Origin of the sequence: Mucilaginibacter hurinus (genome assembly GCF_003324525.1) — a bacterium.
Taxonomy (GTDB): Bacteria; Bacteroidota; Bacteroidia; order Sphingobacteriales; family Sphingobacteriaceae; genus Mucilaginibacter; species Mucilaginibacter hurinus.
The window spans coordinates 62,441-89,215 of the sequence record NZ_QGDC01000004.1 but is presented as its reverse complement, the minus strand read 5'-3'; the positions used below and the strand labels follow the sequence as shown (position 1 = coordinate 89,215).

26 protein-coding genes are annotated in these 26,775 nt (G+C 41.9%); 15 read left to right on the top strand and 11 right to left on the bottom strand.

Annotated elements, in window-relative coordinates; all coding sequences use genetic code 11:
- Positions 1-13: 13 nt before the first annotated feature.
- Positions 14-1,195 (bottom strand): galactokinase, encoded by a 1,182-nt coding sequence (locus tag DJ568_RS08065; protein WP_114004759.1) that lies wholly within the window; start codon positions 1,193-1,195, stop codon positions 14-16.
- 146 nt (positions 1,196-1,341) lie between these two features.
- Between DJ568_RS08065 and DJ568_RS08060 the strand changes: the two genes are divergently transcribed.
- The 10 genes from DJ568_RS08060 to DJ568_RS08020 all read left to right on the top strand — a co-directional run bounded on the left by DJ568_RS08060 (position 1,342) and on the right by DJ568_RS08020 (position 13,499).
- Positions 1,342-1,632: a YciI family protein gene (locus DJ568_RS08060; protein WP_114004758.1), complete on the top strand. Its 291-nt coding sequence runs from the start codon at positions 1,342-1,344 to the stop codon at positions 1,630-1,632.
- A gap of 38 nt (positions 1,633-1,670) precedes the next feature.
- Positions 1,671-2,456 (top strand): NIPSNAP family protein, encoded by a 786-nt coding sequence (locus DJ568_RS08055; RefSeq protein ID WP_114004757.1) that lies wholly within the window; start codon positions 1,671-1,673, stop codon positions 2,454-2,456.
- A gap of 71 nt (positions 2,457-2,527) precedes the next feature.
- Positions 2,528-5,239: a PAS domain-containing sensor histidine kinase gene (locus DJ568_RS08050; RefSeq protein WP_114004756.1), complete on the top strand. Its 2,712-nt coding sequence runs from the start codon at positions 2,528-2,530 to the stop codon at positions 5,237-5,239.
- 217 nt (positions 5,240-5,456) lie between these two features.
- Positions 5,457-6,149, top strand: coding sequence for a TolC family protein (locus tag DJ568_RS08045; protein ID WP_114004755.1), 693 nt, complete (start codon positions 5,457-5,459; stop codon positions 6,147-6,149).
- The gene (locus DJ568_RS08040; protein WP_114004754.1) at positions 6,150-8,312 is read left to right on the top strand and encodes a GumC family protein; all 2,163 of its coding nucleotides are present in this window, start codon (positions 6,150-6,152) and stop codon (positions 8,310-8,312) included. It begins immediately after the preceding gene.
- Between the two features lie 17 nt (positions 8,313-8,329).
- Complete coding sequence (locus DJ568_RS08035) at positions 8,330-9,520, top strand: glycosyltransferase (protein WP_114004753.1); 1,191 nt, start codon at positions 8,330-8,332, stop codon at positions 9,518-9,520.
- Positions 9,510-9,659, top strand: a complete 150-nt coding sequence (locus DJ568_RS17190) for a hypothetical protein (RefSeq protein ID WP_158534895.1) — start codon at positions 9,510-9,512, stop codon at positions 9,657-9,659. The genes DJ568_RS08035 and DJ568_RS17190 overlap by 11 nt, the downstream gene beginning before the upstream one ends.
- Positions 9,660-9,661: 2 nt before the next feature.
- Positions 9,662-11,197, top strand: coding sequence for an O-antigen ligase family protein (locus tag DJ568_RS08030; protein WP_199560920.1), 1,536 nt, complete (start codon positions 9,662-9,664; stop codon positions 11,195-11,197).
- 2 nt (positions 11,198-11,199) lie between these two features.
- Positions 11,200-12,405, top strand: a complete 1,206-nt coding sequence (locus DJ568_RS08025; RefSeq protein WP_114004752.1) for a glycosyltransferase — start codon at positions 11,200-11,202, stop codon at positions 12,403-12,405.
- Positions 12,402-13,499, top strand: coding sequence for an acyltransferase family protein (locus tag DJ568_RS08020; protein ID WP_114004751.1), 1,098 nt, complete (start codon positions 12,402-12,404; stop codon positions 13,497-13,499). Before DJ568_RS08025 ends, DJ568_RS08020 begins: the two co-directional genes overlap by 4 nt.
- Before the next feature lie 45 nt (positions 13,500-13,544).
- Here the strand turns inward: DJ568_RS08020 and DJ568_RS08015 are convergent, their stop codons facing one another.
- From DJ568_RS08015 to DJ568_RS08005, 3 genes are all read right to left on the bottom strand, one after another.
- Positions 13,545-14,324 (bottom strand): glycosyltransferase, encoded by a 780-nt coding sequence (locus tag DJ568_RS08015; protein WP_114004750.1) that lies wholly within the window; start codon positions 14,322-14,324, stop codon positions 13,545-13,547.
- A gap of 63 nt (positions 14,325-14,387) precedes the next feature.
- A complete protein-coding gene (locus DJ568_RS08010; protein ID WP_114004749.1) occupies positions 14,388-15,176 on the bottom strand; it encodes a glycosyltransferase in 789 nt (262 codons plus the stop codon).
- Positions 15,177-15,203: 27 nt separating this feature from the next.
- Entirely contained in the window at positions 15,204-15,995 is a 792-nt protein-coding gene (locus DJ568_RS08005; RefSeq protein ID WP_114004748.1) for a glycosyltransferase, read from the bottom strand.
- Between the two features lie 69 nt (positions 15,996-16,064).
- Here DJ568_RS08005 and DJ568_RS08000 point away from each other — a divergent pair, with 69 nt between their 5' ends.
- Positions 16,065-17,411 (top strand): oligosaccharide flippase family protein, encoded by a 1,347-nt coding sequence (locus DJ568_RS08000; RefSeq protein WP_114004747.1) that lies wholly within the window; start codon positions 16,065-16,067, stop codon positions 17,409-17,411.
- A gap of 29 nt (positions 17,412-17,440) precedes the next feature.
- Here DJ568_RS08000 and DJ568_RS07995 read toward each other — a convergent pair whose 3' ends face one another.
- The gene (locus DJ568_RS07995; protein WP_114004746.1) at positions 17,441-18,553 is read right to left on the bottom strand and encodes an acyltransferase family protein; all 1,113 of its coding nucleotides are present in this window, start codon (positions 18,551-18,553) and stop codon (positions 17,441-17,443) included.
- Between the two features lie 118 nt (positions 18,554-18,671).
- Here DJ568_RS07995 and DJ568_RS07990 point away from each other — a divergent pair, with 118 nt between their 5' ends.
- On the top strand, positions 18,672-19,538 hold the full coding sequence (locus tag DJ568_RS07990; RefSeq protein ID WP_114004745.1) for a beta-1,6-N-acetylglucosaminyltransferase: 867 nt from the start codon (positions 18,672-18,674) through the stop codon (positions 19,536-19,538).
- A 3-nt stretch (positions 19,539-19,541) separates the two neighbouring features.
- Here DJ568_RS07990 and DJ568_RS07985 read toward each other — a convergent pair whose 3' ends face one another.
- Genes DJ568_RS07985 through DJ568_RS07970 form a run of 4 tightly spaced genes read right to left on the bottom strand, consistent with a single transcriptional unit; the run spans position 19,542 to position 22,114 of the window.
- On the bottom strand, positions 19,542-20,084 hold the full coding sequence (locus tag DJ568_RS07985; protein WP_114004744.1) for an ATP-binding protein: 543 nt from the start codon (positions 20,082-20,084) through the stop codon (positions 19,542-19,544).
- A gap of 5 nt (positions 20,085-20,089) precedes the next feature.
- Entirely contained in the window at positions 20,090-20,425 is a 336-nt protein-coding gene (locus tag DJ568_RS07980) for an STAS domain-containing protein (protein ID WP_114004743.1), read from the bottom strand.
- Complete coding sequence (locus DJ568_RS07975) at positions 20,422-21,570, bottom strand: response regulator (protein ID WP_114004742.1); 1,149 nt, start codon at positions 21,568-21,570, stop codon at positions 20,422-20,424. The genes DJ568_RS07980 and DJ568_RS07975 overlap by 4 nt, the downstream gene beginning before the upstream one ends.
- The gene (locus tag DJ568_RS07970; RefSeq protein WP_114004741.1) at positions 21,551-22,114 is read right to left on the bottom strand and encodes a hypothetical protein; all 564 of its coding nucleotides are present in this window, start codon (positions 22,112-22,114) and stop codon (positions 21,551-21,553) included. The genes DJ568_RS07975 and DJ568_RS07970 overlap by 20 nt, the downstream gene beginning before the upstream one ends.
- Positions 22,115-22,176: 62 nt before the next feature.
- Between DJ568_RS07970 and DJ568_RS07965 the strand changes: the two genes are divergently transcribed.
- Genes DJ568_RS07965 through DJ568_RS07955 form a run of 3 tightly spaced genes read left to right on the top strand, consistent with a single transcriptional unit; the run spans position 22,177 to position 24,936 of the window.
- Complete coding sequence (locus tag DJ568_RS07965) at positions 22,177-23,091, top strand: glycosyltransferase family 2 protein (protein ID WP_114004740.1); 915 nt, start codon at positions 22,177-22,179, stop codon at positions 23,089-23,091.
- A gap of 10 nt (positions 23,092-23,101) precedes the next feature.
- Positions 23,102-24,265 (top strand): glycosyltransferase family 2 protein, encoded by a 1,164-nt coding sequence (locus DJ568_RS07960; RefSeq protein WP_114004739.1) that lies wholly within the window; start codon positions 23,102-23,104, stop codon positions 24,263-24,265.
- A 56-nt stretch (positions 24,266-24,321) separates the two neighbouring features.
- Positions 24,322-24,936 (top strand): acyltransferase, encoded by a 615-nt coding sequence (locus tag DJ568_RS07955; protein WP_114004738.1) that lies wholly within the window; start codon positions 24,322-24,324, stop codon positions 24,934-24,936.
- 109 nt (positions 24,937-25,045) lie between these two features.
- Here the strand turns inward: DJ568_RS07955 and DJ568_RS17540 are convergent, their stop codons facing one another.
- Together DJ568_RS17540 and DJ568_RS07945 are read right to left on the bottom strand one after the other, a co-directional pair.
- Positions 25,046-26,245 (bottom strand): sugar transferase, encoded by a 1,200-nt coding sequence (locus tag DJ568_RS17540; RefSeq protein WP_199560919.1) that lies wholly within the window; start codon positions 26,243-26,245, stop codon positions 25,046-25,048.
- A gap of 7 nt (positions 26,246-26,252) precedes the next feature.
- The gene (locus DJ568_RS07945; RefSeq protein ID WP_114004737.1) at positions 26,253-26,654 is read right to left on the bottom strand and encodes a response regulator; all 402 of its coding nucleotides are present in this window, start codon (positions 26,652-26,654) and stop codon (positions 26,253-26,255) included.
- Between the last annotated feature and the right edge of the window lie 121 nt (positions 26,655-26,775).

Genomic DNA, 26,775 nt, shown 5'->3' with positions numbered 1-26,775 from the left:
AACAATGTAAGTATTAAAGATTATCGCCGCTATTTACAGGCCGGTTGATGCCCCCAACACCGTCGCCTATCAGTGAGCTATAAATTGATGGTGCGTACCCGATTTTCTCTTCGTAATATTGCGTTAACCGGCTGCTAAATTTGTCAAATCCGCTCCGTTTAACCAGGGCTACGGCACATCCGCCAAATCCTGCACCAGTCATACGCGCACCGGCCACACCAGTGTTTGTTCTGCAGTATTCAACAATGGTATCAAGTTCTTTGCCGCTTACTTCATATAAATCCCGTAATGAATCATGCGATGCATACATTAACTGACCAAACGCCCCAAGATTATTTTCTGCAAGTACTTTAGCGGCTTGCTTTACACGGTCGTTTTCAGCGATAACGTGTGTAGCACGGCGGTTTATTAGATCCGTTTTTACCAGGTGCCGGTATTTATCGTAAGTCTCGGTATTTATGTCGCAAAGATGATTAATTTCCAATTCCTGCTGCAGCGCGCTCAAGGCCGCGGCGCATTCCTGCACGCGCTCATTGTATTTTGATTCAGCCAGTTTGCGCGATTTGTTAGTATTAATAATTGCTAAAACATAGTCGCCAAGGTTAGTATCTACCGCCTGGTAGTCAAGGGTATCGCAGTTGAGCATCAACGCTTTATCTTTTTCGCCAAAAGCCACTGCAAACTGATCCATAATGCCGCAGTTAACTCCAATGAAGTCATTCTCCACCCATTTTGAAATTTTTACCAGGTCGAGTTTTGAATATCCGGCATCAAATAATTCATTTAAAGCGTAAGCTGTAACTACTTCAATAGATGCTGATGAAGATAAGCCCGATCCGATCGGTATGTCACCGTAAAAAAGCATATCCATGCCCTTTAGTTCCTTCCCGTCGCGCAGAAAATAGTCGGCTACACCTAACGGGAAATTGTACCAGCTTTCACCGGTTTTGTGGTACTGTCCGCGTAATTCAATGTCCGCTGTTTCCTCAACGTTCAGGCTTCTAAACCTAAAAATTTGGTCGTCATTAAAGCTTACCAATAAATAAGTACCAAAAGTTATAGCGCAAGGCATAACAAGTCCGCCATTGTAGTCAATATGTTCGCCTATGAGGTTTACTCTTCCGGGCGAAAAAAAATCGTTGGTAGCCTTTTTGCCAAAAATTTCTTCATATTTATTATGCAGGCGATCTGTCATTCGTATAATTATTGTTAGCGCGCAAATATTGTAAAAAATAACCGTCTGCGAGACATTAAGGGTGATTTATTGCCATTTACATATGCTGATTAAACAATGTTGACAGCGCGTTGTTAATTTACATTGTAAACTTTACATAAGCTATCATGAACCAATATATTGTTACCGCCTATGATTATACAGACGTTGACGCTTTGCAGCGGCGTTTGGATGTACGGCCGCATCATTTTGATAGTGCGCGCGAATTAAAAGCATTAGGTAATTTTATAGCCGGAGGAGCGATCTTAAACGGCGAAGGGAAAATGATTGGTTCGATGATGTTGCTTCAATTTGAAACATATGAAGAATTGGACGCCTGGAAACAGCGGGAGCCGTATATTACCCAAAGAGTATGGGAAACTGTGGACGTAAAACCCTTTAAACTGGCAGAAATATAATATATAAAGGGACTATATTTGATGGTCAATAAATAATTATGAAGTTTAAAGCACTAGGCACACTCATATCGGCCATTTTTCTATCATCATTAATTTCCAAAGTGTACGGCGGTGTCGCTAAAGGTGACTTTTATCAGGTAAAGGTTTATCATTACAAAACCGCCTCGCAATTTAATTCCTTGCAACACTATTTAAAGGATGCATATTTACCTGCTTTACATCGTAATGGCATAAAACACGCCGGTGTATTTAATACCATGCATAATGATACTGTTGACAGGCGGATATACGTATTCATTCCCTTTAAAAATTTAAATGATATTGAACTGCTTGATGCCAAACTATCAAAAGATGCTAAGTATAAGGCTGACGCCAAAGATTACCTTGATGCCCCGCATGATACGGCACCGTATAGCCGGTTAGAGGTAATATTACTTAAAGCGTTTGCAGGTATGCCACAGCCCGCAGTACCGGCGCTTTCGGCACCTAAATCCGGGCGGATTTACGAGTTGCGCAGCTACGAAAGCGCGACCGAAAAATATCATATCAATAAAGTGAGCATGTTTAATGAGGGTGATGAGATAGGTATATTTAGCCGGCTTGGTTTTAACGCGGTGTTTTACGGCTCGGTTATATCAGGCCATAACATGCCAAACCTGATGTACATGACCGCTTTTGCTAATAAAGATGAACGCGATAAGCATTGGAATGAATTTATAGTTGACGCTGCGTGGAAAACATTATCTGCCAAGCCGGAGTATAAAAATAACGTTTCACACATTGATATCACATTTTTGCAGGCGGCTGAATATTCCGACTTTTAGTGTGAACATCTTTTCGGGGTATTAATTATCTTGAAATTCTTAATTTAGATTTGTATACCCAAGCACCTGCAATGTTCCAACAACAAACGGATACCTCATTTTTAGACGGCGGAGGCGAATCGGCTCAAATAATACGCAGCATTGATTGGTCGGCCAATCCGGTTGGGCCTATTAGTGATTGGCCGCAAACCTTAAAAACAGTGCTGGGCATCATCCTGCGAACCAAGTTTCCAATGTTTTTGTTTTGGGGGCCGGAATTGATATGTTTTTATAATGATGCCTATCGTCCGAGTTTGGGCAACAACGGCAAGCATCCAACGGCAATGGGACAAAGGGGCGAAGATTGCTGGCCTGAAATATGGGATTTTATAAAGCCATTGATAGACAAGGTAATGCTGCGCGGCGAATCTACCTGGTTTGATGATCAGTTACTGCCTATATTTCGCAACGGCAAAATAGAGGATGTATACTGGACTTTTAGTTACAGCCCGGTAAATGATGATTCAGGCAGGCCGGCAGGAGTGTTCGTTACCTGCAATGAGACGACCGAGAAGGTGTTGTCTGTAAAAATAGAGGAAGAAAACCGCGACCAACTTGCGTTTGCAGTGGATGCGGCCGAACTCGGGACGTGGGATTACAACCCATTTACCCAAAAAATAAAGGCCAACCAAAGGTTAAAGGAGTGGTTTGGCTTACCCGCCGACGAGGAACTCGACCTCTCTATAGCGCTCAACGCGATAACCGAAGCTGACAGACCCAGGGTGGTTGCCGCGATTGAGAGGGCTTTAGATATTTCATCAGGCGGAAAGTACGATATAACTTACACCATTATAAACCCGGTTACCAAGATAGAAAGAGTTGTAAGAACAAAAGGGCGCGCACATTTTAATGCCGAAGGCATTGCCTGGCGTTTTAACGGTACCCAACAGGATGTAACCGACGATAGTAAAGCGCGGCGGCAGCTTATTGAGAGTGAAAAAAACTTCCGCGCGATGATACTGCAGGCGCCGGTAGCCATGTGTGTTTTAAAAGGCCCGAACCACATAGTAGAGGTTGCCAATGAGCACATACTTGAGTTATGGAATAAAACTATTGAACAAACTTTGAACAAGCCACTGTTTGAAGGTTTACCGGAGGTAAAGGGCCAGGGCCTGGAAGAGTTACTGGAAGGTGTATTAAAAACCGGCGAAAAGTTTGCTGCGAGTGAACACCCGGTATTTTTGCCCCGACACGGTAAAATGGAGCTGTTTTATATCAACTTTGTTTATGCGCCTTTTTTAAACGGTCAGGATATTGAAGGGATTATTGTGGTAGCCACCGATGTTACCGCACAAGTAACTGCCAGGCAAAAGATACAGGATGCAGAGGAGCGGGCAAGGCTGGCAATGGACGCGGTTGAGATGGGCGCATACGACCTGGATTATATTACCAATGAACTGATTACGTCACCCAGGTACAACCAGATATGGGGCTTTGAGAAAGGTGCAAGCCGTGATGAATACCTGGATGCCATCCATCCTGATGATATGGAGTTAAGGCTGAACGCTCACCAGGAATCATTAAAAACCGGGCACTTAAGGTACGAGGCGAGGATAAAACGCAAAGATAAATCTGTACGATGGGTACGGGCCGAAGGAAAACTGTATTTTGATGAGAACAACCAGCCTGTGCGTTTATTGGGTACTGTTATAGACATAACAGATGCCAAAAGAGCCGAAGATGCGCTAATTGAAATCAATCAAAAGCTGGAGATAGCTTTAGAGGCAGGCAGCCTGGGGTCGTACGAGTTGAACATAGCTACGGGCGAAATTCAATGCAACGAACAATTCAAAGAAGATTTCGGGTTAAAAGGTGAGCAGGTTTTCACCTTCAACAGGTTAATAAACATTGTTGCTCCCAATCACCGCGATAAAGTGCGCCGTGCAGTAAGCGAAGCAATCAAATACAAAACGGCTTATAGTGAAGAGTTCCAGGTTATATGGCCCGACAACGCGGTACATTGGCTACGCGCCGCAGGCAAAGTGCGTTTTACAGAAGAGGGAAAGCCGGCCATAATTATTGGTGTTACCTTTGATATTACCGATCACAAAAATCTTCAGCAGCAAAAAGACGACTTTATAAGTATTGCCAGTCATGAACTTAAAACACCTGTTACCAGCATAAAGGCATATACCCAGGTGCTTGAGCGTATGCTGAAACAAAAAGGGGATACCAAAGAAGCAGGCATGATATCCAAGATGGATAGCCAGGTAAACCGCCTTACGGGTTTGATTGGTGATTTACTTGATGTAACAAAAATTAATGCCGGCAAACTGCAATTCAATGATGTGGATTTTAAATTTGCCGCATTGGTAACCGAGGTAGTTGAAGACCTGCAGCGTACTACCGAAAAGCACCGGCTTATCAATGAATTTAATTATGAAGGCACCGTGCATGCCGATCGTGAGCGCATTGCACAGGTAATAACAAACCTGATTACTAATGCAATAAAGTATTCGCCTCAGCCCGGTGATATTCTGATACGTTCGGCACTGCATGATAATGAAGTGCACCTTTGTGTAGAAGATTTTGGTGTAGGCATAGCCGAAGAAAAACAAGAACATGTATTTGAGCAGTTTTACCGGGTTAGCGGCAATAAACAGCATACTTTCCCGGGTTTAGGCCTGGGTCTGTATATCTCCTCGGAGATAGTGAAACGCGAGGGCGGCAGGATATGGGTGAATAGTGTTGAAAACAAGGGTTCAACATTTTGTTTTGCTTTGCCGGTGCAACAAAGCCGTTAAAGCGGCGCCTGTTACCGGGTTATTACCGTTGATAAACAATGAGGTATGATTATATGCGTGTAAATACACTTAATAGGTAAGTGATACTAAACTATTTGTTAGCATATAACGTATATAGGCCTTATTACCTACGATGAAAAACTTTATTGTATTTTACGGCATTTTATAAGGCATTACGCTAAATTGCAGGGATATTATAATTAAAAAAGCGCGATTAATGAAAATAAAGATACTTACTGTATTAGTTATCTTGGGTTTAGTAATTGGTAATGAGCGCGTTTTGGCTCAGGAAAGCATAATTAATGAAGTGTCGGATGTGTATGTGGACAAGTTGGTTAACGCCGCCAAGGCTAATTATCCCCGGTATAAAATATTCAAACATCGTATTGATATCGCCAAAGCAAACGTTAGCATAGCATCTTTATCTGTGTTTGATGCATTAACCGTATCCTACATTTATCAACCAAATCAAAATACTATTATAGATCCGGTTAATCCCACCACCAGTTATTTCAAAGGTTTTCAGGCAGGGGTTTTTCTTAACCTGGGCCAGCTTTTGCGTGTACCCGTAAATATACGCAGGGCCAAATCAGACCAGCGCATAGCTGAAAGTGAACAAGCCGAATATGATTTAACAATAGGTGCCGAAGTGCGCAGACGCTATTATACATATTTGCAACGTGTAGCACAATTAAAGCTACAGTCGCGCACTATCATACAGTCTGAAAATGCCCTGAAAGATGCTGAGCACAAATACAGGAGGGGCGAGGTAACGTTTGATTCATATAACCAAACCCAGATACAATATACCGAGCATATACAAACTAAGATAGAAGCTGAAGGCAATGTTTTTATAGCTAAAGCTGCTTTAGAAGAAATGCTGGGCGATAAGTTGGAAAATATAAAATAGATGGAATTAAGGAATTTTTTTAAACTCCTGTTAAAGCACAAATATGGGCTTATCGCCGTACCGGTTGTGGCGATTATTATCACCTATTTTTTAGTTCGAAACCAACCTGATGTTTATAGCTCGCAAGCCCAGTTGGCCACGGGTATAGTAGATAACACTCAACAGGTTTTAAGCAATCCCATCACGCAGGAATCACGCATCGCGCAGGAGTTTAGCAACCTGATGGAAATGATGCGGTCAAAAAAAATGCTGGACCAAGTATCCTACCAGTTAATGATACATGACCTCACCAGCGAAAGGCCTTACCGAAAGCCCAGCAAGCTTTTATTGGACCTTAGCGACGAGGCCCGCCGGCATGCACTTGAAGTTTATACCAACCTGTATCAGAAAAAGCAGTCGCTATCGCTTTTTGACAGGGATCAAAATGGTTTGCATCAGTTGCTGGAATCAATGCAGTATGACGACAAATCCTTATTAAAAACGCTATTGATTTACCGTGCTGAGGCCAGCGACTTTATCAACGTGCAGTTTGATGCCGAAAATCCTGAATTATCAGCATTTGTTGTAAATACATTGTGTAAAGAGTTTATCAGCTATTATACATCTATGGTGCGCGAGAATCAGCGTAAAGCCGTAGATTTCCTTGCCGACTTATTACGCGAAAAGCAGGATTCGCTTAACTCCAAAACAAAACAGCTAAGGCAATATAAAATAGCTAACCGGGTACTTAATTTGAGTGAGCAGGCAACCAGCCTTTACGGGCAGATATCAGATTACGAAGCGCAACGGCAGCAAGCACTGGAAAACGTTGTATCAACCGAGGCTGCGATACGCAAAATAGACAGCCGTTTCGATCCGTCAGACAGGCAATACATGGAGAGTACACAGGTGCGGGTAAATAATCAGATTGTGCAGCTTAATGAAGAACTTAAGCAGGCTACCGACGCTTATGTAGAAAGCGGTTTTGACGAAAGTTATAAAAACAGGATCGATTCATTAAAACGCATACAGGCAAGTAAAGTACTGCAATCGTCAGATAAGTATGTATTTAACCCGCTTACCGTTAAGCAGGATCTTGTACAGCAGAAAACAAAGCTGCAAAATGATAACGTAATTGCTAAAAGCAGCCTGAGGCCTATAAATGATGAATTGGCCCGTTTAAACCAGCGTTTTGATGCATTGGTTCCGCACGAGGCTGTAGTAGGATCGTTTGAAAAGGCCATTGATGTAGCGCAGGAAGAATATCTTTCAATACTCGCTAAATACAACCAGGTGAGCATGGAGGCCAGCTATTCGACACGTATACGGCAAGTAATAACAGCAATGCCCGGACTTGCGCAGCCATCAAAAAAAATGTTACTGGTTATGATTGGCGGGGTGGTTACTTTCGCCTTTTATGTGCTGATATTGTTTGGCTTCTTCTTTTTCGATAATACTATCAAAACTCCAAAGGAGCTTGCCAATCGTACCAAAGTGCCTGTTTTAGGATATCTTAACATGCTGAGCAACAGTATTATCGACTTTAAAAAGATATGGGATACCAGCGAAGGGAGCGAAAAAACCAAGCTGTTTAAAAACCTGTTGCGGTCCATACGTTTTGAGATAGACCGTGAGATGGACGGGAGTAAAGTATTATTGATAAACAGCCTGCTGCCAAATGAGGGCAAAACCTTGCTAGCCATTAGCCTGGCTTACTCGCGGGCCGTTGTTAATCAGAAAGTGCTGCTTATCGACGGAAACTTTGAAGACTCGGACATCACCTCCACTGTTAACCCGCAAATTTACATTGAGGATTATTTAAAAGGTAAAGTTACTGCCGACGAATTAAAAAATGCCGGCTTGCTTAACGTTTGGGGTAACCGCGGCGGCGACATATCTTTGTTTGAAGTTAAGCCCGAAGCCGAAGTGAATGGCAGGTTTGAAGAACTGAAAAAGCATTTTGATATCATCATAATTGAATCATCAGCATTAAATACGCTCAACCGTTCAAAGGAGTGGGTAGAAGTGGCTGATAAGGTGTTGGGTGTTTTTGAGTCAGGTCAGAATATCACCGAAGAAACAAAGCCAAATATTAACTACCTTAAGAGTATACGTCCTAAATTTATTGGTTGGGTGCTTAATAAAGTACCTGATGAAGACGCGTCGTCAGGTAGAAATAAATAACATTTAGCCTGCTTTATATGGCCGTAATAAAAGTGATTTGGGTTATTTTACAGGTATTGATTGGTTATAATCTTGTTTTACCTTTCATACTGTACCTGCTGTCGGGCCTTACACCTAAAAGGCGGTTTGTTCGTGATATTTATGAGCCCGACTATGCTTTTATCGTTACGGCATATGAACAGACTGCATCATTGCCCGCCGTGGTTGATTCAATACTCCGGGTAAATTACAGCAATTATCTTATTTACGTTGTGGCCGATAAATGCGACATATCCAACCTTCACTTTAATGATGAGCGCGTAATATTGCTGCGTCCGCCCGAAACCCTTGCTAGTAACACACGCTCGCACTTTTATGCTATAAATAATTTCAGGCGGCCGCACGAGATACTTACGATTATTGATAGTGATAACCTGGTGCATCCTAACTATGTTGAGGAGTTGAACAAATTGTTTAACGCTGGGTTTAGCGCTGTACAAGGTATTCGCGAAGCGAAGAATTTAGATACAAACTACGCACGTTTGGATGCTGCGCGCGATATATACTATCACTTTTATGATGGTAAGTTGTTGTTTCGTGTTGGCTCATCAGCTACGCTTGCGGGCTCGGGTATGGCCTTTACTACCCGGTTGTACCGCGAGTGTCTTGAGCATAAAGATGTTTCGGGCGCTGGGTTTGATAAAGTATTACAAGCCGCCATTGTTGGCCGTAATCAACGCATAGCTTTTACAGAAGATGCAGTGGTGTATGACGAAAAAACAACCCGGTCAGATCAATTGGTAAAACAACGCTCGCGATGGATTAATACCTGGTTTAAATACTTTACTTACGGATTTGCTTTGTTGGGTAAAGGTGTTATGAATTTTAGCCGCAACCCGTTTGTTTTTGGGTTAATATTGCTGCGCCCGCCGTTATTTATCTTCCTTATACTATCGGTGTTTTGCATGATAGTTAATTTATTTATTAGCGTTACGGTGTCGTTTTTATGGCTTACCGGGCTAATCATATTTGTACTGGGCTTTTATATCTCGCTGGCCAAATCAAACACCGACAGGCGTATCTATCAGTCGTTGGTAAACATTCCTAAATTTATTTTTTACCAGGTATTGTCGTTATTAAAGGCGCGTAAAGCCAACCAGCACTCGGTAGCTACGCAGCATTACCACACCGATGTAACCAATGTAAACGCGAAGAAGGATGAGAGTTAACCCTGAAGAAGAAGTACTGAAGAGTGACCAGGCCAAAAGACGCTATCAGCGCCGGATTGATAGGATAACCCGTATAGTGGCTATAGTTGTTGCCGGCCTTAGTACATTTTCCTTTATTTTAAAGATCGTATTTTTTTAAGTGTGGATAACTTTCAGCTAAAAATAGATAATTCTGACAAGGCATCGGCCCAGGGAGATGGTTGGCTAACCCGGCTGAAGAAAGTTACTTTTATAGAAAAGTTTTATAACCGCACCGGCTTAACCATTCTTACACTTCTGGCGCTGATTATAGCTGTGGGTACATTTAAATTTGGCGCAGTGTTCGGGGTGCTGATACTGGTAGCATTTGTGGGGGTGCCTGTAGTGATATGTGTAATAGCTTATCCGCAATTTGGGGTTATAGTAGTGCTGCTGATGGCATACGTGCTGTTTTTACTTACACGTATTGGTTTAAACGGCCCGATAGGACTGATAATGGACGGCCTGCAGGTATTGCTAATGATAGGTGTTTTAATAAGGGCTAAAGCCGAGCAAAACTGGCACCTTATGCGCGGCCCGATAAGCACAATTATACTCATATGGATAGGCTATAACCTTTTGCAGGTTGGCAATCCGTGGGCTGAGTCGCGTATGGCATGGTTGTACAGTGTGCGTGGCGTAGCTATAGTGTTGTTAAGCTATTTTGTTTTTCTATATAATATACGCACTATACAAATGGTGCGCCTCATTTTTAAAATGTGGCTAGGGCTTGCGCTGTTTGCAGCTATATATGCTTATAAACAGGAGTATATCGGTTTTTCGGCCGTGGAAGAGGCGTACCTTAATTCTGACCCTGCAATTGCCGGATTATTGTTGATAGCAGGCCACTGGCGTAAGTTTTCTATTTTTTCTGATCCGGTATCTTTTGCCTATAATATGGTAATGCCCAGTATTTTATGTATTTGCATAATCGCGGGCAAATTTAAGCTGTGGAAAAAGATAGTTCTGGGTGGCGCTATGTGTCTTTATCTGCAAGCAATGCTTTTCTCGGGCACCCGTGGTGCCAACGTGCTGCTGCCGGCCGCGCTGTTTTTATTCGCTATTATGAAGTACAATAAAAAAGTACTTGTATTTGCGGCTTGCGCAGGCGTGTTTCTGGTATTTCTGATAAACGTGCCAACCAACGACCCTAATTTGCTCCGTTTTCAAACTGCCTTCAGGCCCAATAAGGATGACTCTTATACGGCACGTAAGGTTAATCAAAAACGTATACAGCCCTTTATTCAAACGCACCCATTTGGTGGCGGATTAGGTGCTACCGGCCAATGGGGGCACAGGTTTGCACCGGGATCATACCTTGCCGGCTTTCCCCCCGATAGTGGTTACATGCGTGTAGCGGTTGAACTGGGATGGGTAGGCTTGTTGCTGTTTTGTACCATGATATTCACCATGTTAAAAACCGGTATTAACAATTACTATAAAATACACGACCCGGAACTGAAAACCTATTGCCTGGCCATGACACTGGTTATATTTGCTTATAATATTGCCAACTTTCCACAGGAAGCACTCGTACAATTCCCCTCAAACGTTTATTTTTCAATGGCGGCTGCGCTGCTTACTGTAGTTTACAGGCTTGACAGGCAGAAGCGACGCCCGAATGAGGCATTTCAACGGCAGGAGCCCATAAAGTACTAACCATGAGCGATGTTATTAAGAACCGTGATATAGTTATTGTAGGCCAGCAGGCCTGGGATGTTGAGATAGGTAGTAACTGTAAAAACATTGCACTTGAATTTAGCCGGCACAACAGGGTGCTATATGTTAACGCCCCGTTAGACCGTATAACTTTACTGAAGCATAAAAGTGATAGTAAGGTGCAAAAAAGGTTAGCTGTTATTAAGGGGAAAGATAAAGGGCTAATCAAATTGCAGGACAACGTATGGAACCTGTATCCTGACGAGATGATTGAATCAATTAATTGGGTAAGAGGAGATTGGCTATATAACCTGTTAAATAAACTTAATAACAAGCGTTTTGCGCGCAGCATTAATAAAGCCTTGCAAGCACTTGAGTTCAGAAATGTTATACTATTTAATGACAACGATATTTTCCGGAGTTTTTATTTAAAAGACCTGTTAAAACCTGCGGTGAGCATTTACTACTCGCGCGATTATTTGCTTTTTGTTGATTACTGGAAAAAACATGGCGAAAAACTGGAGCCCGAGATTATTGCAAAAAGCGATTTGTGCGTAGCTAATTCTACTTACCTGGCAGCGTATTGCAGCAGATATAATAAAAATTCGCATTATGTGGGGCAAGGTTGTGATTTGGAGATATTCACCAATAAGCAAGGGCTAGCAGTGCCGGTTGATATGGTGAGTATACAAAAGCCGGTGATTGGCTATGTGGGTGCGCTTCAAAACATACGGCTGGATATACCGCTCCTTGCATATATCGCCCGGCAAAAACCAAATTGGAGCATTGTGCTGGTAGGACCAGAGGATGATGTGTTTAAAGTAAGCGAACTGCATTCCATACCTAACATTCATTTTTTAGGAAGCAAGCCTGGTGAGGAGTTACCAGCATACATTAATGCGTTCGACGTGTGCCTTAACCCGCAGTTGGTAAACCAGGTAACTATTGGTAATTACCCACGTAAAATAGACGAGTACCTGGCAATGGGCAAACCTACCGTAGCTACCCGTACGGAAGCCATGAGTGTATTTGCCGAGCATACTTACCTGTGCGACACCAAAGAGGACTACGTTGCCGCTATCCAAACGGCGCTAAATGAAGATTCCGCTGAAAAGCAGCGTGAACGTATAGCATTCGCCTCGACGCACACCTGGGAAAATAACGTAAAAGAGATTTATAAAGCCATTAACAACACTCCACAAAAATGAGCCAACCCGCAGGTACCATAAATAGGATAGATTCGCTTGACTACTTAAGAGGGTTGGCCGCGTTAGGTATTATGTGTTACCATATGTACCTTTTTACTTACGGTGAAGCTGATTCGTCAAGTGTATTTGCCAAGATAAAGATATACGGGGTATCTATTTTTTATGTTCTAAGCGGGTTAACACTTTATCTGGTTTCTATAAAAAGGTTCAGCTTTACCAAACCGGTGCTAAAGGAGTTTTATATTAAGCGTTTCTTTAGGATAGTGCCTTTACTGTGGATGGCAACTGCGTTAACAATGCTGGTGGCTTTTCAGCCGGAATACCTGGGCCTGAAGAAGCTGATAGCGAATATTACCATTATCCCCGGCGCTATAAAGCCCGAAACGTTTATTGCAAATGGTGCATGGTCCATAGGCGATGAGCTGTTTTTTTATATGTTGTTTCCGTTTTTGCTGCTTTTAGTGAAAATAAACAAGTGGCTATTTTATGGCTTTACATTGTTATCACTGGCTATACTTGCTTACTTTTCATTTAAAGTATTAAACCCGGTTGTACCACTGGGGCAGCAATGGGCTGCATATGTAAACCCGGTTGGGCAAATGTTTTACTTCGCAATGGGTATAACCCTGGGTGTGGTTGAGCGGGATATGAAAAAGTTTGGTATATGGGCGGTACTAGCTATTGTGGTGGTATGTGGCTTAATTGTATCATATCCTGTAACGGGCGAACCTGTGCAACTGGTTACAGGTTATAACAGGATGGTGTTAAGTGTATTAGTGGTTTTTCTTTGCTTTCTGTTTTATAAAACCGACTTTGATTTTTTGCCGGAGATTGGCAAGCGGTCGTTACGATTTTTGGGCGAAGTCAGCTTTTCAGTTTACCTGATACACCCCATAATTTATGCGGTGATAAAAATGACGGCAAGCTCATTTTTTGAAGCTAATCCTATGGTTCTTATTGGCTTAACGGTAGTACTTAGCCTTGTTTTAAGCTATTTCAATTATATCTATTTCGAGATGTTTTTCATACGTAAGGGTAAGGCAATTAGTGCCAGGTTTGCAGGTAGCCCACCGGTTAAACCTGAAAAGCTTTAAAATTTACAATAGGCCATCCATTAAGCTCGGATGACTATTGACTAATCAGTGCTGTCCCTTTTTAAATGTTAGCAGATCATAGTTATGCTTTACATTACGGTATATCATCCGTATAAAAGCAATAAAAGGATTGTCACTCTGCCGCATATCGCTGCGTGTCATAGTAGTTGGTTCAGCAGCGGAGTTTACCTGGTCAAACAATCCTTTAAAATCTTCATAAAACATGGCTTTTCCTTTATTTTTCAGGAATGATATGGCCATCAAAAACTCTGTCCGATCGCCTTTCTCGCCCTCGGCATACCGCCCGAACTTGTGAAAGAAACTGTTTCGGCGCAGGTGCGGGTGGTCGCTGTAAACGTGAAACTTACGGTAGCCGGGCTTCCAGATACTGAACATCATTTCTGAAAAGCCATCCCGATAAGGTTTCAGATATGGATATTTAAAATAAGCATAAAACCTTACCATATCGACATCTTTACGCTCATCCATTATATCAAGCGCGTTCTGCAAATGCAAGGCATAACCCGGGAAGGGGTCGAAATCCTCCTGTACATATAGCGTATAAAGTGTTTCTACAGCATCCTGCCCTTTATTGATATTGTTGCCTAAACCCCTGTTTGTTGGCGTGGTTATCAGCCTGAAACCATAAATTTCTGATAGTTCAACTAATCTGTTGAGGTGGTCGGCTTTGCTGCCATCGTCAGATACCACGATGTCACCAAAAATAATATGTTGTTTAGCAAATGCTTCCAGCAGACGTTGTAACGACTGGCTGCGGTTGTAGTGGGTTACCAGCAGCGTTATGGTTTTAAATATATAAGTCATCGCCTCTGTCTGTTAATGTAAACTATGTAGATATGGTCAATAATTTTGTTAAACACCTTCCTGCTATACTTTCCTAAATAAATAATCACTGGTCCACTTCAACAATTTAAGCCTTAGATACACTGACCGTGCCGCCAACATAAAAACGTTGCGACTTTCCCGCCATGACGCCCTGCCCATGGTGCTTGGCTCGTCCGGCGAATTTTTTTGTTCAAACAGGTCGTAAAAATCATCGTAAAATATTCCGCGGCCTTTTTTCTGTATAAATGACAGCGCCATCGTATATTCGGTGATATCACCTTTTAATCCTTCAGGGTATCGGCCGAACTTTTGTAAAAAGTTACTACGGCGCAAATGTGGATGGTCGCTGTAAACATAAAACTTAAGGTGATTGCTTTTAAACACAGACGGTGAAAACAACATTTCACTGAATCCTTTTTTATAAGGCCTGCTGTAAGGATATTTGAAATAGGCATACATCCGGGCTATATCCAGCGATTGGTCCTCCTCCATAAATTGCAGCGCATCCATAAAATGCCCCGCAAACATAGCGGTAGGTACAAAATCTTCCTGCACATACAACGTATAGGGTGTTTGTATGGCGTCCTGACCTTTGTTGATATTATTACCTAACCCACGGTTTTGCGGTGTTGTTATCAGCCTGAAATTGTATTCTGCCTGCCGCTCCTGCAATCTGGCGAGGTGTTCGGGCTTGCTGCCGTCATCCGATACTACGAGGTCGCCGAAGCTAATTCCCAAATCTCTAAAACTTTGCAACAAACGCTCTAACGACTTGCTTCGGTTATAATGCGTAACCAATAAAGTAACCGTATCAAATTTCTGCAGACTCATTATAACACTTTTTACATATCCAATTTATTACAGCCTTTTTGTGTTAAATAGCAGATTGTAAGTCCACTTAAGTAATTTAAATTGCAGATATACCGCCCTTGCCGCAAGCATCGCCTGATTTTTACTTTCGCGCCATGCCGCACGGCCTACGGTGCTGGGTTCGTCGGTTGTATTTACCTGCTCAAAAACTGTATTAAATTTATCAAAGAATATGCCTTTGCCTTTATTTTTAATAAATGAAAGGGCCATTCCATACTCCGACAGGTTGACGTTCACCTTGGGCTTGTAACGCCCAAATTTCTGGAAAAACGTACTGCGCCTTAAATGCGGATGATCACTGTATACGTAAAACTTTATATGATTGTTAGCTAATGGCGATATCTTAAACAGCATTTCTGAAAATCCTTTGCCGTAGGGTTTGGTATATGGATATTTAAAGTAAGCATAAAACCTTACTATATCCAGGTCTTTGTCAGTTTCCATAAACTCCAGCGCATCTGCAAAATGTGTTTCAAAGGCGGGTAGGGGTTCAAAATCTTCCTGTACGTATAAGGTGTAAGGGGTTTGAATAGCATCCTGCCCTTTATTTATGTTATCGCCCAACCCCATATTAACAGGCGATGTAATCAGCCTGAAGTTAAATTCCTTTTGCAGGGCTTTTATATCGTTCAAATGTTCAGGTTTGCTGCCGTCATCAGATACCACCATGTCACCGAACCTGACATTCAGCTTGTTAAAGGTATCAAGCAACCGTTTTAACGACTTGCTGCGGTTATATGTGGTTACAAGGAGGGTGACGTCCTTAAATTCCTTCATCATTTTATACTTAGGTATTGTTAGCTAATATGCGATATTTATGGTTAATTAGCTAATATTTTAAAACGGCCCATGCTGCAAAAAGTACTATCAGTAGCGCGCAACAAATATATCCTGTCATTGGCGGGTAACGTTATTATGTCCGGTCTGGGCCTGGTAACCATGACGTTGATTTATCGTTCCCTGCCCTCAAAAGCCGAGGCCGGCACCTGGGTGCTTTTTCAATCAACGTTGTTGCTGGTTGATACTTTTAGATCAGGATTTTTAACAACTGCTTTTATAAAATTTTACGCCGGTGCCACCAAGGAGCGTATGGAGGAAGTGGCGGGTTCCGCCTGGACATTGGGGGCTGCCATTACCGGCGTGTTATCGCTGATAAGTATATTTTCATTGTTCTTTTTAGGTTACATTACTGACGAAGGGCTGGCAATGTTCTTCAAATGGTCGGGTGTATATTATATAATATCGCTGCCCTGGTTTTTGGCAACGTGCGTTATACAGGGCGATCAGCACTTTGGTAAGCTACTTTATATCAGGCTAAGTAATCAAGGTAGTTTTATAGTATTTATTATAGCGCTTATTGTTACCGGCAACATCAGCCTGCACAATATTTTGTATGCTTATTTAATCTCAAATCTTATTACCAGCTTATTCGCGTTGCTAAAAAGGTGGACGCGTATTACCAACCTACGCAACCGCAGTACAACGTGTGTTAAGGAAATATATAATTTCGGCAAATACAGCGTAGGTACCTCGCTAAGCGCTAACCTGTTCAGCTCGTCAGACACTTACATCATAAATTTTTTGCTGGGTAAAGAACTTTTGGCCATTTACAATGTGGGCCAAACACTTATGCAACTCGTAGAAATACCGTTAAGAAGCTTTGCTGTAACCGCTATGCCCGAACTGGCCACGGCCTACAACACAAATGACAGGGAAGGGGTTATACGCATTATGAAAAAGTATGCCGGTATGCTATCGGTTATATTAATACCCGGCGCGATTATAGGCTGCCTGCTGGCCGATGTACCTATTTACCTGATAGGCGGCGGAAAATATGCAGGTACAGAGGCGGCAAACGTATTCCGTATATTTTTAACGTTTGCAATCATTTTTCCGCCGGATAGGTTTTTTGCGCTTACGCTGGATGTGATCCATAAACCCAAAATCAACTTTTACAAAGTTCTTGTTATGCTGGCAGTAAATATAGGTGCCGACTTTTTAGGTGTATACCTTACCGGAAACATCTATGGCGTTGCGGGTGCTACCATAATGCCTATACTTACCGGGACATTGATAGGATATTGGGCCTTAAACAAGTATCATGGCTTTACATACTGGAGTATATTTAAGGTAGGGTATGCAGAAACAATAGCGCTGGCAAAGCAGATGCTCGCGAAGCGAAAATTTCAAAATTAAGTGGGGCATAGGAGCAAAGCCGGCGATGCTTACCACAACCACCATGCTTTCTTTCCTTCAGTTTTATTAGCCAGGTTAAACCGCATCTCGATATACTTAAAGGTTCGGCGGGCCAGCCAAAACACTATCAGGTAGTTTACAACGAACAGGTATGCGTACGCAGAAGGGGGTAGTTTAAGTACGCGGATAAATACCACGTTAAATAAGCTCAATACCAATGTATGAATCATGTAAATAGAATAGGAGAGCTTGCCCGTTTCGTGCAATATGGCCGGCTTTTTCAGCCACGCAGATAATATGCCTTTCTCAAAAGCGAATATCAGGATTGTGATAAAAAAAAGAGCCTCGTAGATGTAGCCATGTGCTTTAAAGGTATCGCCGTACCAAACAAAAGTAAAAGTTACTGCCAGCGCAATAGCTTCAAAAAAGCTAAATAAAGAATTTGGCAGGGGTTTGAGCCATTTTTTGGTTGCGGTGAAGGTATTAAAGCAAAGCACGCCCATAAAAAAACCGGTGATGCCGCGCAGAAATCCATAGTCGAAGCTGCGGGTGAGTTCAAAGGTGCCGGTAAAATAATACAGCGAACTAAACGCAGCTATCACTATTAACACGTATACAACGTTACGTGCGGCTGCTATCTTGGTAACGTTAATTAGCATTACGGCTATGCCAAATACAAAGTACGCTATCATTTCGGCGCTGATGCTCCAGCTCGCTATATTCCAGCTTACATCGTGTACTCCCGGCAATTTTACAGAATTAAGCAGGAACAGGTTGCTTAAAAATGTAGTGGCATTATTGTGCTGGTTATCTAACTGGTTCACGGTAACATATTGCGCTGCAAAATGCTTGGATAATTCAATCCCGACAAAAAGCAGCAGCACAATGAAATGAAGCGGGTATAGTCTGAAAAATCTTTTTTTGAAAAATTTGCCTAACTGACTGCCGGTGCTGATGAACTGGTAGCTGTAAGCGATGACAAATCCGCTCAGTACAAAAAAGAAGTCAACGAAAAGATCTGCATTATAAACAAACTCATTGTTTATTACAGGTGTTTCGGAGAATGCACTCATATGAAAAAACACAACGAGGCTTGAAAATATACCTCGAAAAATATCTAAAACCTCAAAGCGTTCTTTCATTTGCGTTGTTATACTATTGGTTACTGGTAAAAATAATACAAATGCTAAAGTATATTAATAATTAGCGTTTATTAGCCTAACATTTGTAAACGGTAAGCGTAAAAGCCATCAACAGATAATGAAAATAGCCCACCTTATATTAGCACACAGCCAGCCTGACTTATTGAAAAGGCTGGTAGAGCGGCTTACCCACCCGGACGCTGATATATACATACACCTTGACGCTAAAACACCCTTACAACCCTTTGAAGCTATAAAAAAGCTATCTAATGTTTATTTTATAGATTATAGGGTAAAGGTGTATTGGGGCTCATTCAATATTGTGCAGGCAACCATAAATGGTTTCCAACAAATTATACGTTCCGGCAGGCAGTATGGTTATGTGAATTTATTGAGCGGCCAGGACTACCCGCTAAAATCAGCTACCGAGATCCATCAGTATTTGAGCGATAATCCCGGTAAGGCATTTATGAATGCCCTTGTTGCCGAAACACATTGGATGGAAGCATTGCCGCGGGTGGAGTTATATCATTTTAACAATATTCGTTTCCCGGGCAGGTTCGTGCTGCAAGGGCTTGTAAATAAGCTAATGCCAAAGCGTAAGCTTCCTGACGGATTGATATTGGTGGGTCGTTCGCAATGGTTCACCGTTACCGGTGACCACATTAGATATATTACTGAATACTGGGAACAGCACCCTGCCTTGCAGCGTTTTGTAAAGATGACGTGGGCGCCTGATGAGTTTATTTTTCAAACCATATTGTATAATTCAAAATACAAGGCAGACATGGTTGATGAAGACCTGAGATATATAGATTGGTCGGCAGGTGGGGCAAGCCCTAAAACGCTCACAATGGAAGATGCCGAGAAACTAATAAGTTCAGGTAAATTCTACGCTCGTAAGTTCGATCAAATGAAGGATAATACAGTTATGGATAGGTTAGACAAAGCACAAAATAGTGCGCCTTCGGGAGGGGAAGTTTAACACTTAAACGTGAGCAGGCGGTGGCAGCTTTACTTTTGCGGTAAATGTATTCAGCTTACTTGCCTCGTCAAAATCATAAATAAACTCCTCCGAGCACTTTGTTATGATAAGCAAGCCGAAATGTTCTCCTACGCCCTTAATGTCCGTTTCATCACCGATTATATCTTCTACCAAAAACTTTACCTGGCGGGCATTCAGATTGATGGCGTATAAATGGTGCATTATATCATAACTCAGCATGGTTTTGGTGCCCTGTGGCGAGCCTGATACCACAAGTGGAAAAGGTATGCCGTAATCGGTTTTAACAATAGTGATGTATTGCGGATCAATATCAATACTAATATTAACTGTCTCGGCGCCCGCATGCTTAAAGCCATTGGTAAGCAGCTCGGTAATTATGGCCTTGGTTTTAAAATATATATCTTCTGCATACGCAAAGTCAGCCAAATTTTCTTCAATATACTCCAGCACCTGCTTTAAAGAGGAGGTGAGCGCCGTGCTGACGTTTATAAAGGTGAAATATTTGCCGCTGTACCTGGTATGCATACGCCTTAACGGGGTATTACTATATCGTCAAAATCATTATATATCTTAAATACCTTATCAAGCCTTATCAAACTAAATAAGTCGCTAATGTCTTTACGTAAACTAACCAGCAGAACATCTGAGTTGAGTGAGATGGCATGCTTTAGCCCGGCAACCAGCGCCCCCAAAAACGAGCTGTCCATGTAGCTTACCCGGTGCATGTCTATTACAATTTTATCGTTATGCCCATCTAATAGTCCGATCAACTCTGCCTTGAATTTTTCTGAATTGTTAAGGTTTGCTTCAGTAACGTCAAGTTTTGTAAGCAGGTAACCATTTTCCTGCTTGATTATGTCTATCATATATATCTTTTATTAATATTAATAATACTGCAATCGTCAACCTGTTTATCTGTATCAACACTCAACAGATTTTTTTTCATCAGCCTGAAATCAGCGGTGCTGTCTTTTAAGTATGAAAGTAATTTGTCTGCAAAAAGGTTGTAGTCACTTTGTTTGCCGTTTTCCCCGGCAAAATCTATCATGCCGTCAGTAAAAATAAACAATTGATCATCATCCTTTAGCACTATCCGCTTTTCATCGTAGTCGGCCTCTGCAAATAAACCCAGCAGTAATCCTTCAGACTTTACTATGTTGAGTTTTTTAGCATCCGCTTCGTAATGAAGCAATGGCAAGTCGCCCGCGCCCGAATAAGTAATTGTTTGCGTTTCCGAATCGATTAACAGTAGTGACAGGCTCGACAAAATATCCTGAAGAACATCGTCAAGGCAAATAATACTGTTCACTTTCTGTACAATGCTCGCCGTTGAAAAATCCCCGTTCAATGTAGCGAACCTTACCGCCGAACGCACGTAGCTTAAAAAGCCGAAGGTGAAATACCAGGCCATCCATTTTTTTCCCATGATGTCGCCAAGCGCCACAAAGGTGTAGCGGTCGTTCACCGGGATAAGGTCAATAAAATCTCCTCCGGGAATGTCATGATAGGGCTGGTGCCAAAAATCAATTTCAAAGCCTTTAACGTACGGTATTTTTGTAGGTATTGATTTTATATTAAGGGATTTGGCAGCGTTTCTTATTTCCAGTGACGAGCGTTCGCGTTGTGTGTTCACGGCGCTCAGTATATTATTAAGTTTGGATGAAATTACCTCTATCGGTGTATCCTTAACAATATAATCAATCGCTTGCAAATCAAGTCCTTCGGTTATCAACTCCCTATCTGCTAGGTACGTTAAAAAAACAAAAGGAATATCGCGAAGGTTTTTATGTTCAATCAGGTATTTCCTGAATTCAATGCCGTTCATTTCTGGCATCTCAAGGTCTGACAGAATAATGTCAGGGATCTCTGTTTTCAGAATTTCTATAGCCTCTTTAGCCGACTCAGCCATAGTGCATTCAAGCCCGGTTCTTGAAAATTCCTGCACCAGGATATTCAAAAAGAATATATTATCATCAACCAGTAAGACTTTATTACTGAGTGCTGCTGCCATCTTTACGGTACGCTGAATACTTGTTAAAGGATTTGATAAGTAAATATACGCCTGAAAGTACAATTAATAACGATACAAGGTCCATCAAGGTAACGCCATCATTGGCTGTAAAATAAAATACTGTAAAAACCTCAAAAGATGGTGGTGCAGGCATAATAATCATGGCAAAGCCAAGGGTTATCATTACCAGGCTTATTACTGTCAAAACGATGTTGGCGCTTTTTTCAGACTTTAAATAATTTTTGGATGTATTACTGTCTATCTTATGAGATGAAAGCAGTATGCTAAATTCGTCAAGCAGGTCTGACCGCGACGTGTTTTCAGTGTCCAGTTTCATAAAGGCCTCAATGTCCTCGTCGCCGGTGGTCGAATTTTCTATGGCATCATTTAGCTTCTCCTGCAGATATTTTGCTTTCTCGCTGTTGATGCCATTATTTTCAAGCAGGCCGATAAGTTCATCTAGTTTCTTATCGATAGCCTGCTCATCGCCGGGTACCTCGGGCACATCCACGCTTACTTTTTTATTATTTATTTCGTCGCTCAATTTTTATTAATAATTTCAACAAAAACATACCAATATAACAATACTTTCGGGTTTAAAAATCTATGAAAAGAGTATCCATTATAACCGTAAATTTTAATCAAAGTTTCGTTACCGAACAGTTGCTCAATTCAATAGCTTTAACCAATACCTATCCGGACATTGAAATTATTGTAGTTGATAACGGTAGCGCGGCTAATAGTGTTCCGGAATGGGTGGTTAAATTCCCTAATGTAATATTTATACGGTCAGAGATAAATTTAGGTTTTGCAGGAGGCAATAATATCGGCATTGCACCGTCAACCGGCGAGTTTTTATTTTTAGTGAATAACGATACTGAGTTTACACCCGGACTTGTTGAAAGCCTGGTGAAAGTATTAGACGAACATTCCGAAGTAGGTATGGTATGCCCTAAAATACGATATTTTGATCAGCCTGATATGCTACAGTATATGGGTTTTACAGAGATGAATTACTATACGGCACGTAACAGTTCAATTGGCCAGTTTGAGGTAGATAAGGGGCAGTATGACCATCTTAGCGGGCCTACCGGCTTTGCGCACGGCGCTGCTATGATGTTGAAACGCGAGTGCATAGATAAGGCAGGCTTAATGGCCGAAAATTATTTTTTATATTATGAGGAATTAGATTGGTGTGCACGTATAAAGAGAGCGGGCTACCAGGTATGGCTGGAAACAGCGGCTTTAATTTATCATAAAGAATCTGTATCCGTGGGTAAGGTTAGCGCGTTAAAGGAGTATTTTATGAATCGTAACCGGATATTGTTTATACGTAAAAACGCCCCGCTGCCCTCCAAACTGGTATTCTGTATGTTTTTTATATTGGTGGTTACACCGCGCAACATTATCAGGTATATTAAAACAGGTCATGCTGATTTTGTAAAGTGGTTGTTAAAGGCGATATGGTGGAACGTTACGCAAAAAACAGACAGCACCTATTTAGGATATCCCTTAAGATAGATATGTATATATGATAGCAGGGTTTTGGATAAGTCTTTTTATTGTTTTTTATGCTTTTATAGGTTATGGTATTGTGCTGTTTATGCTCATAAAAGTAAAACGTGCTGCTAAAGGAAAGCCGTTGATGCCTGAAGCCATCAACCTGCCTGCATGTACATTGGTTGTTGCAGCCTATAACGAAGAAAGATTTATTAGAGAAAAGATAATAAACAGCCTTGATTTAAAGTATCCTGACGGTAAACTGAAGTTTATATTTATTACAGATGGCTCAACGGACGCTACCCCTGATATAATTGCCGGTTACCCCCAAATAAAATTAATGCACAATAGCGGCAGAAGCGGCAAAATAGCAGCTGTGCACCGCGCCGTAGCCGAGGTAGATACAGAGATAGTGGTGTTTACTGATGCCAATACCTTTTTAAATGCCGAAGCCATTGTAAACATTTGCCGCCATTACGCTGATAAAAACGTGGGGGCCGTAGCTGGTGAAAAACGGGTACATATGGAAGAAAATGCCGATGCGACGGCCGGCGAAGGATTTTACTGGAAATATGAGTCGAAATTGAAAGCATGGGATTCGGAGCTATATTCAGTAGTAGGTGCGGCAGGGGAGCTGTTTAGCATACGCCGTGAGTTATATGTGCCGGTACAACCGGATACCATATTGGATGATTTTATGATATCGCTATTGATAACCATTAAAGGCTACCGTGTTGTTTATGAGCCTGCAGCTTATGCAATTGAAACTGCCTCCGCAAACATCAAGGAAGAACTTAAGCGTAAAGTCAGGATTGCAGCTGGTGGCATACAATCTATACTGCGTTTAAAGCCGTTACTTAACCCCTTTAATAATTTTATATTAAGTTTTCAGTATGTAAGCCACCGGGTTTTGCGGTGGACGGTGGTGCCTTTTTTGATGATACTGGCTTTGGTACTTAATATATTGATAGTGGGCAAGGCCTGTTGTGGATTGTATTTAATAATTCTTGCTGCGCAGGCAGCGTTTTATGGCATGGCACTTTTGGGGTGGATACTGGAGTCGCAACAAATTAAGGTGAAGATATTTTTTATACCGTACTATTTCTGTATGATGAATTACGCGGTGATAAGAGGGATATTCAGGTATGCCGGAGGACGACAAAGCGCTGTTTGGGAAAAGTCGCAAAGGCAATAAATCACCACGGCATCCCTCGCAATGACGAATCGGTGAAATAAATCATTAAATAATACATGTCACTCAAAGAAAAAATAAAAAGTAACCCAGGGCTTAAAAAGCTCATTCATTGGATGCTGATACCATCAGGCGAGGCGAGGCCCAGAGTGTGGGTAAAATGGTTTATTAATCCGTTTGTTCACCAACGGGCATGGAGTTCAAAAGTACGGTGCCGTACCCGCATGGATGTATTGCCTTTTAACCGCTTTGTGTTGGGAAAGAGCTCAACCATTGAGGATTTTTGCACGGTTAATAATGGCGTAGGCGATGTGTTTATTGGCGATAATACGCTTATCGGTATGGGTAACGTTATTATAGGTCCGGTTACTATTGGTAACAATGTCATTTTTGCCCAGAATGTGGTAGCCAGCGGATTAAATCACGAATACCGCGATGTAAATAAAGCTATCCATTCGCAAGAGATACTGGTAGCGCCGATAACTGTGCATGACGATTGCTGGATAGCTGCAAATGCCGTAATCACCTCAGGCGTTACTATTGGCAAGCATAGCGTTATAGCCGCAGGGGCGGTAGTAACTAAAGACATTCCGGCGTATTCGGTAGCAGTTGGTAACCCTGCGAGGGTTATTAAAACGTATGATGCAGAGTTAGGAGAGTGGGTAAAGGTGTAACTGAGCGTCGTCAGCTTGCATGGCTGCCTTGCCTAAAGAGATTGCCACGTTGACGCTCACAATCACGCTCTCTTTATCTCCCCATTTGGGGGAAATTTAAAGGGGCTTTTTAAACCTTCTCCTTCTGTAATAACGCCGGTATAGTTTTTAATATCACTTTAGCATCATTCCAAATGCTATGGTGCTCGGCATAATAGTTATCAAGTTCCAGCCGTTCTTCTTCGCTCATTTCACTTTTGCCGCGTTTTTCAACCTGCCACAAACCGGTTATACCCGCTGGCGCAGCAAAACGCAGTGCATACTTGTCGGTGGTAAGTTTTTCAGCCTCATAAAGCGGTAGGGGTCTGTTGCCTACAATGCTCATATCGCCGATAATCACATTCCATAATTGCGGAAGTTCATCAATACTCGTACCCCTGATAAAGGCACCTACCTTGGTGATACGCGGATCGTCCTTTATTTTAAAGAACGCCGAATCGCCACCTGCTTTTTTTGAGTCGATATATTGCTTTTCGCACCAGGTAACGGTGTCTGCGTGCAGCGGAAACTGGCATTTCCCGTATGAACGGCAGTCGTTACACAAAAAATTAGTGTTATCTTCTACCGATTGGGTTTTTTTACCCTGCGCATCTATCGCGTATTGGTTAAGGTGTTTTAGGTCCATAATGCGCTGGTCGGAGTTAACATACATCGACCGGAACTTATAAAACTTAAATACACCGTACCCGGTGCCCACCCGCAAAGAGTAATAAAATGCCGGGCCGCGAGATTCGAGCTTTATAGCTATATAAACCAGTAGCAGGAGTGGGGAGATGCACAACAGCACCATGCCTGCAAATACAATATCAAATATTCGTTTGCCCAGCGGCGTTTTCTTAATAGCCGGAACTTTACGTACCAAATTGCCTTTTAACCGGCTCCAGTTATCAATTAAAAAATTTAAACGTGTTTCAAGGTGTTCGCCATTAAGTGGCAGCCTGAATATGTCAACGACACCCGCATCAAGCGCAAGTTTGCGCAGGTTAGCGCTTAAATGTACCGAGAGTAAAAAGAACGGCACATTGGGCATTCGCTTTATTTTCAAAGTCTCAAGCAAGGGTATCCCGCCGGGCGTCATTACCTCACTTTGTGATATAATGGCCGATATATAAATATGATCTTCAAGCCACGCATTGGCCAATTCAATTCCGTTAGCAAAACGGCGTACCTGGCGCCCATTCAAATTTAACTTTAAAAGAGAGTCGGCCACCGAGTCATCGCCATTCACTAAAGCTATAACCTGCTTATTTTGTGGAGGGGTGCGTGTCATATATTATTTATGATAACCGGTCTATCCGTCGTAACACAACTCTTATACGTGCTGCCAGTTCTGCCGGGTTAAAGGGTTTCACAATAAAATCATCAGCACCTCTGTCAAGGCATTTTATACGTTTTTCTGAGCTTTCTTCGCCCGATAATATGATGATTGGTATCGACTTAAAAAAATCGCTGGATTTAACCTGGTCAATCAATTCAAGACCGGTTAACTCGGGGGTATTGTAATCAGATAAAATCAAATCCGGTATATTACCATTCTGTAAAAACGCCAGCGCGTCCATGCCATTAGATGAAATCTGTACCTCGTAGGTTGAGCTTAAAAACTCCTGTAAGATAATCTGCATGTACGGATCATCTTCAACCACAAGCACTTTAGTTTGATTATTATTGGTAAAACTCATATACAGAATTCGATTCTCTTAATAAAATACAAATACATCTTTACAGCTTACAGCGCCTTGCAATCGGCAGTAAAAATATTTAAACGTGTAACTTTATTACGCAAAATACAGTATATATGTT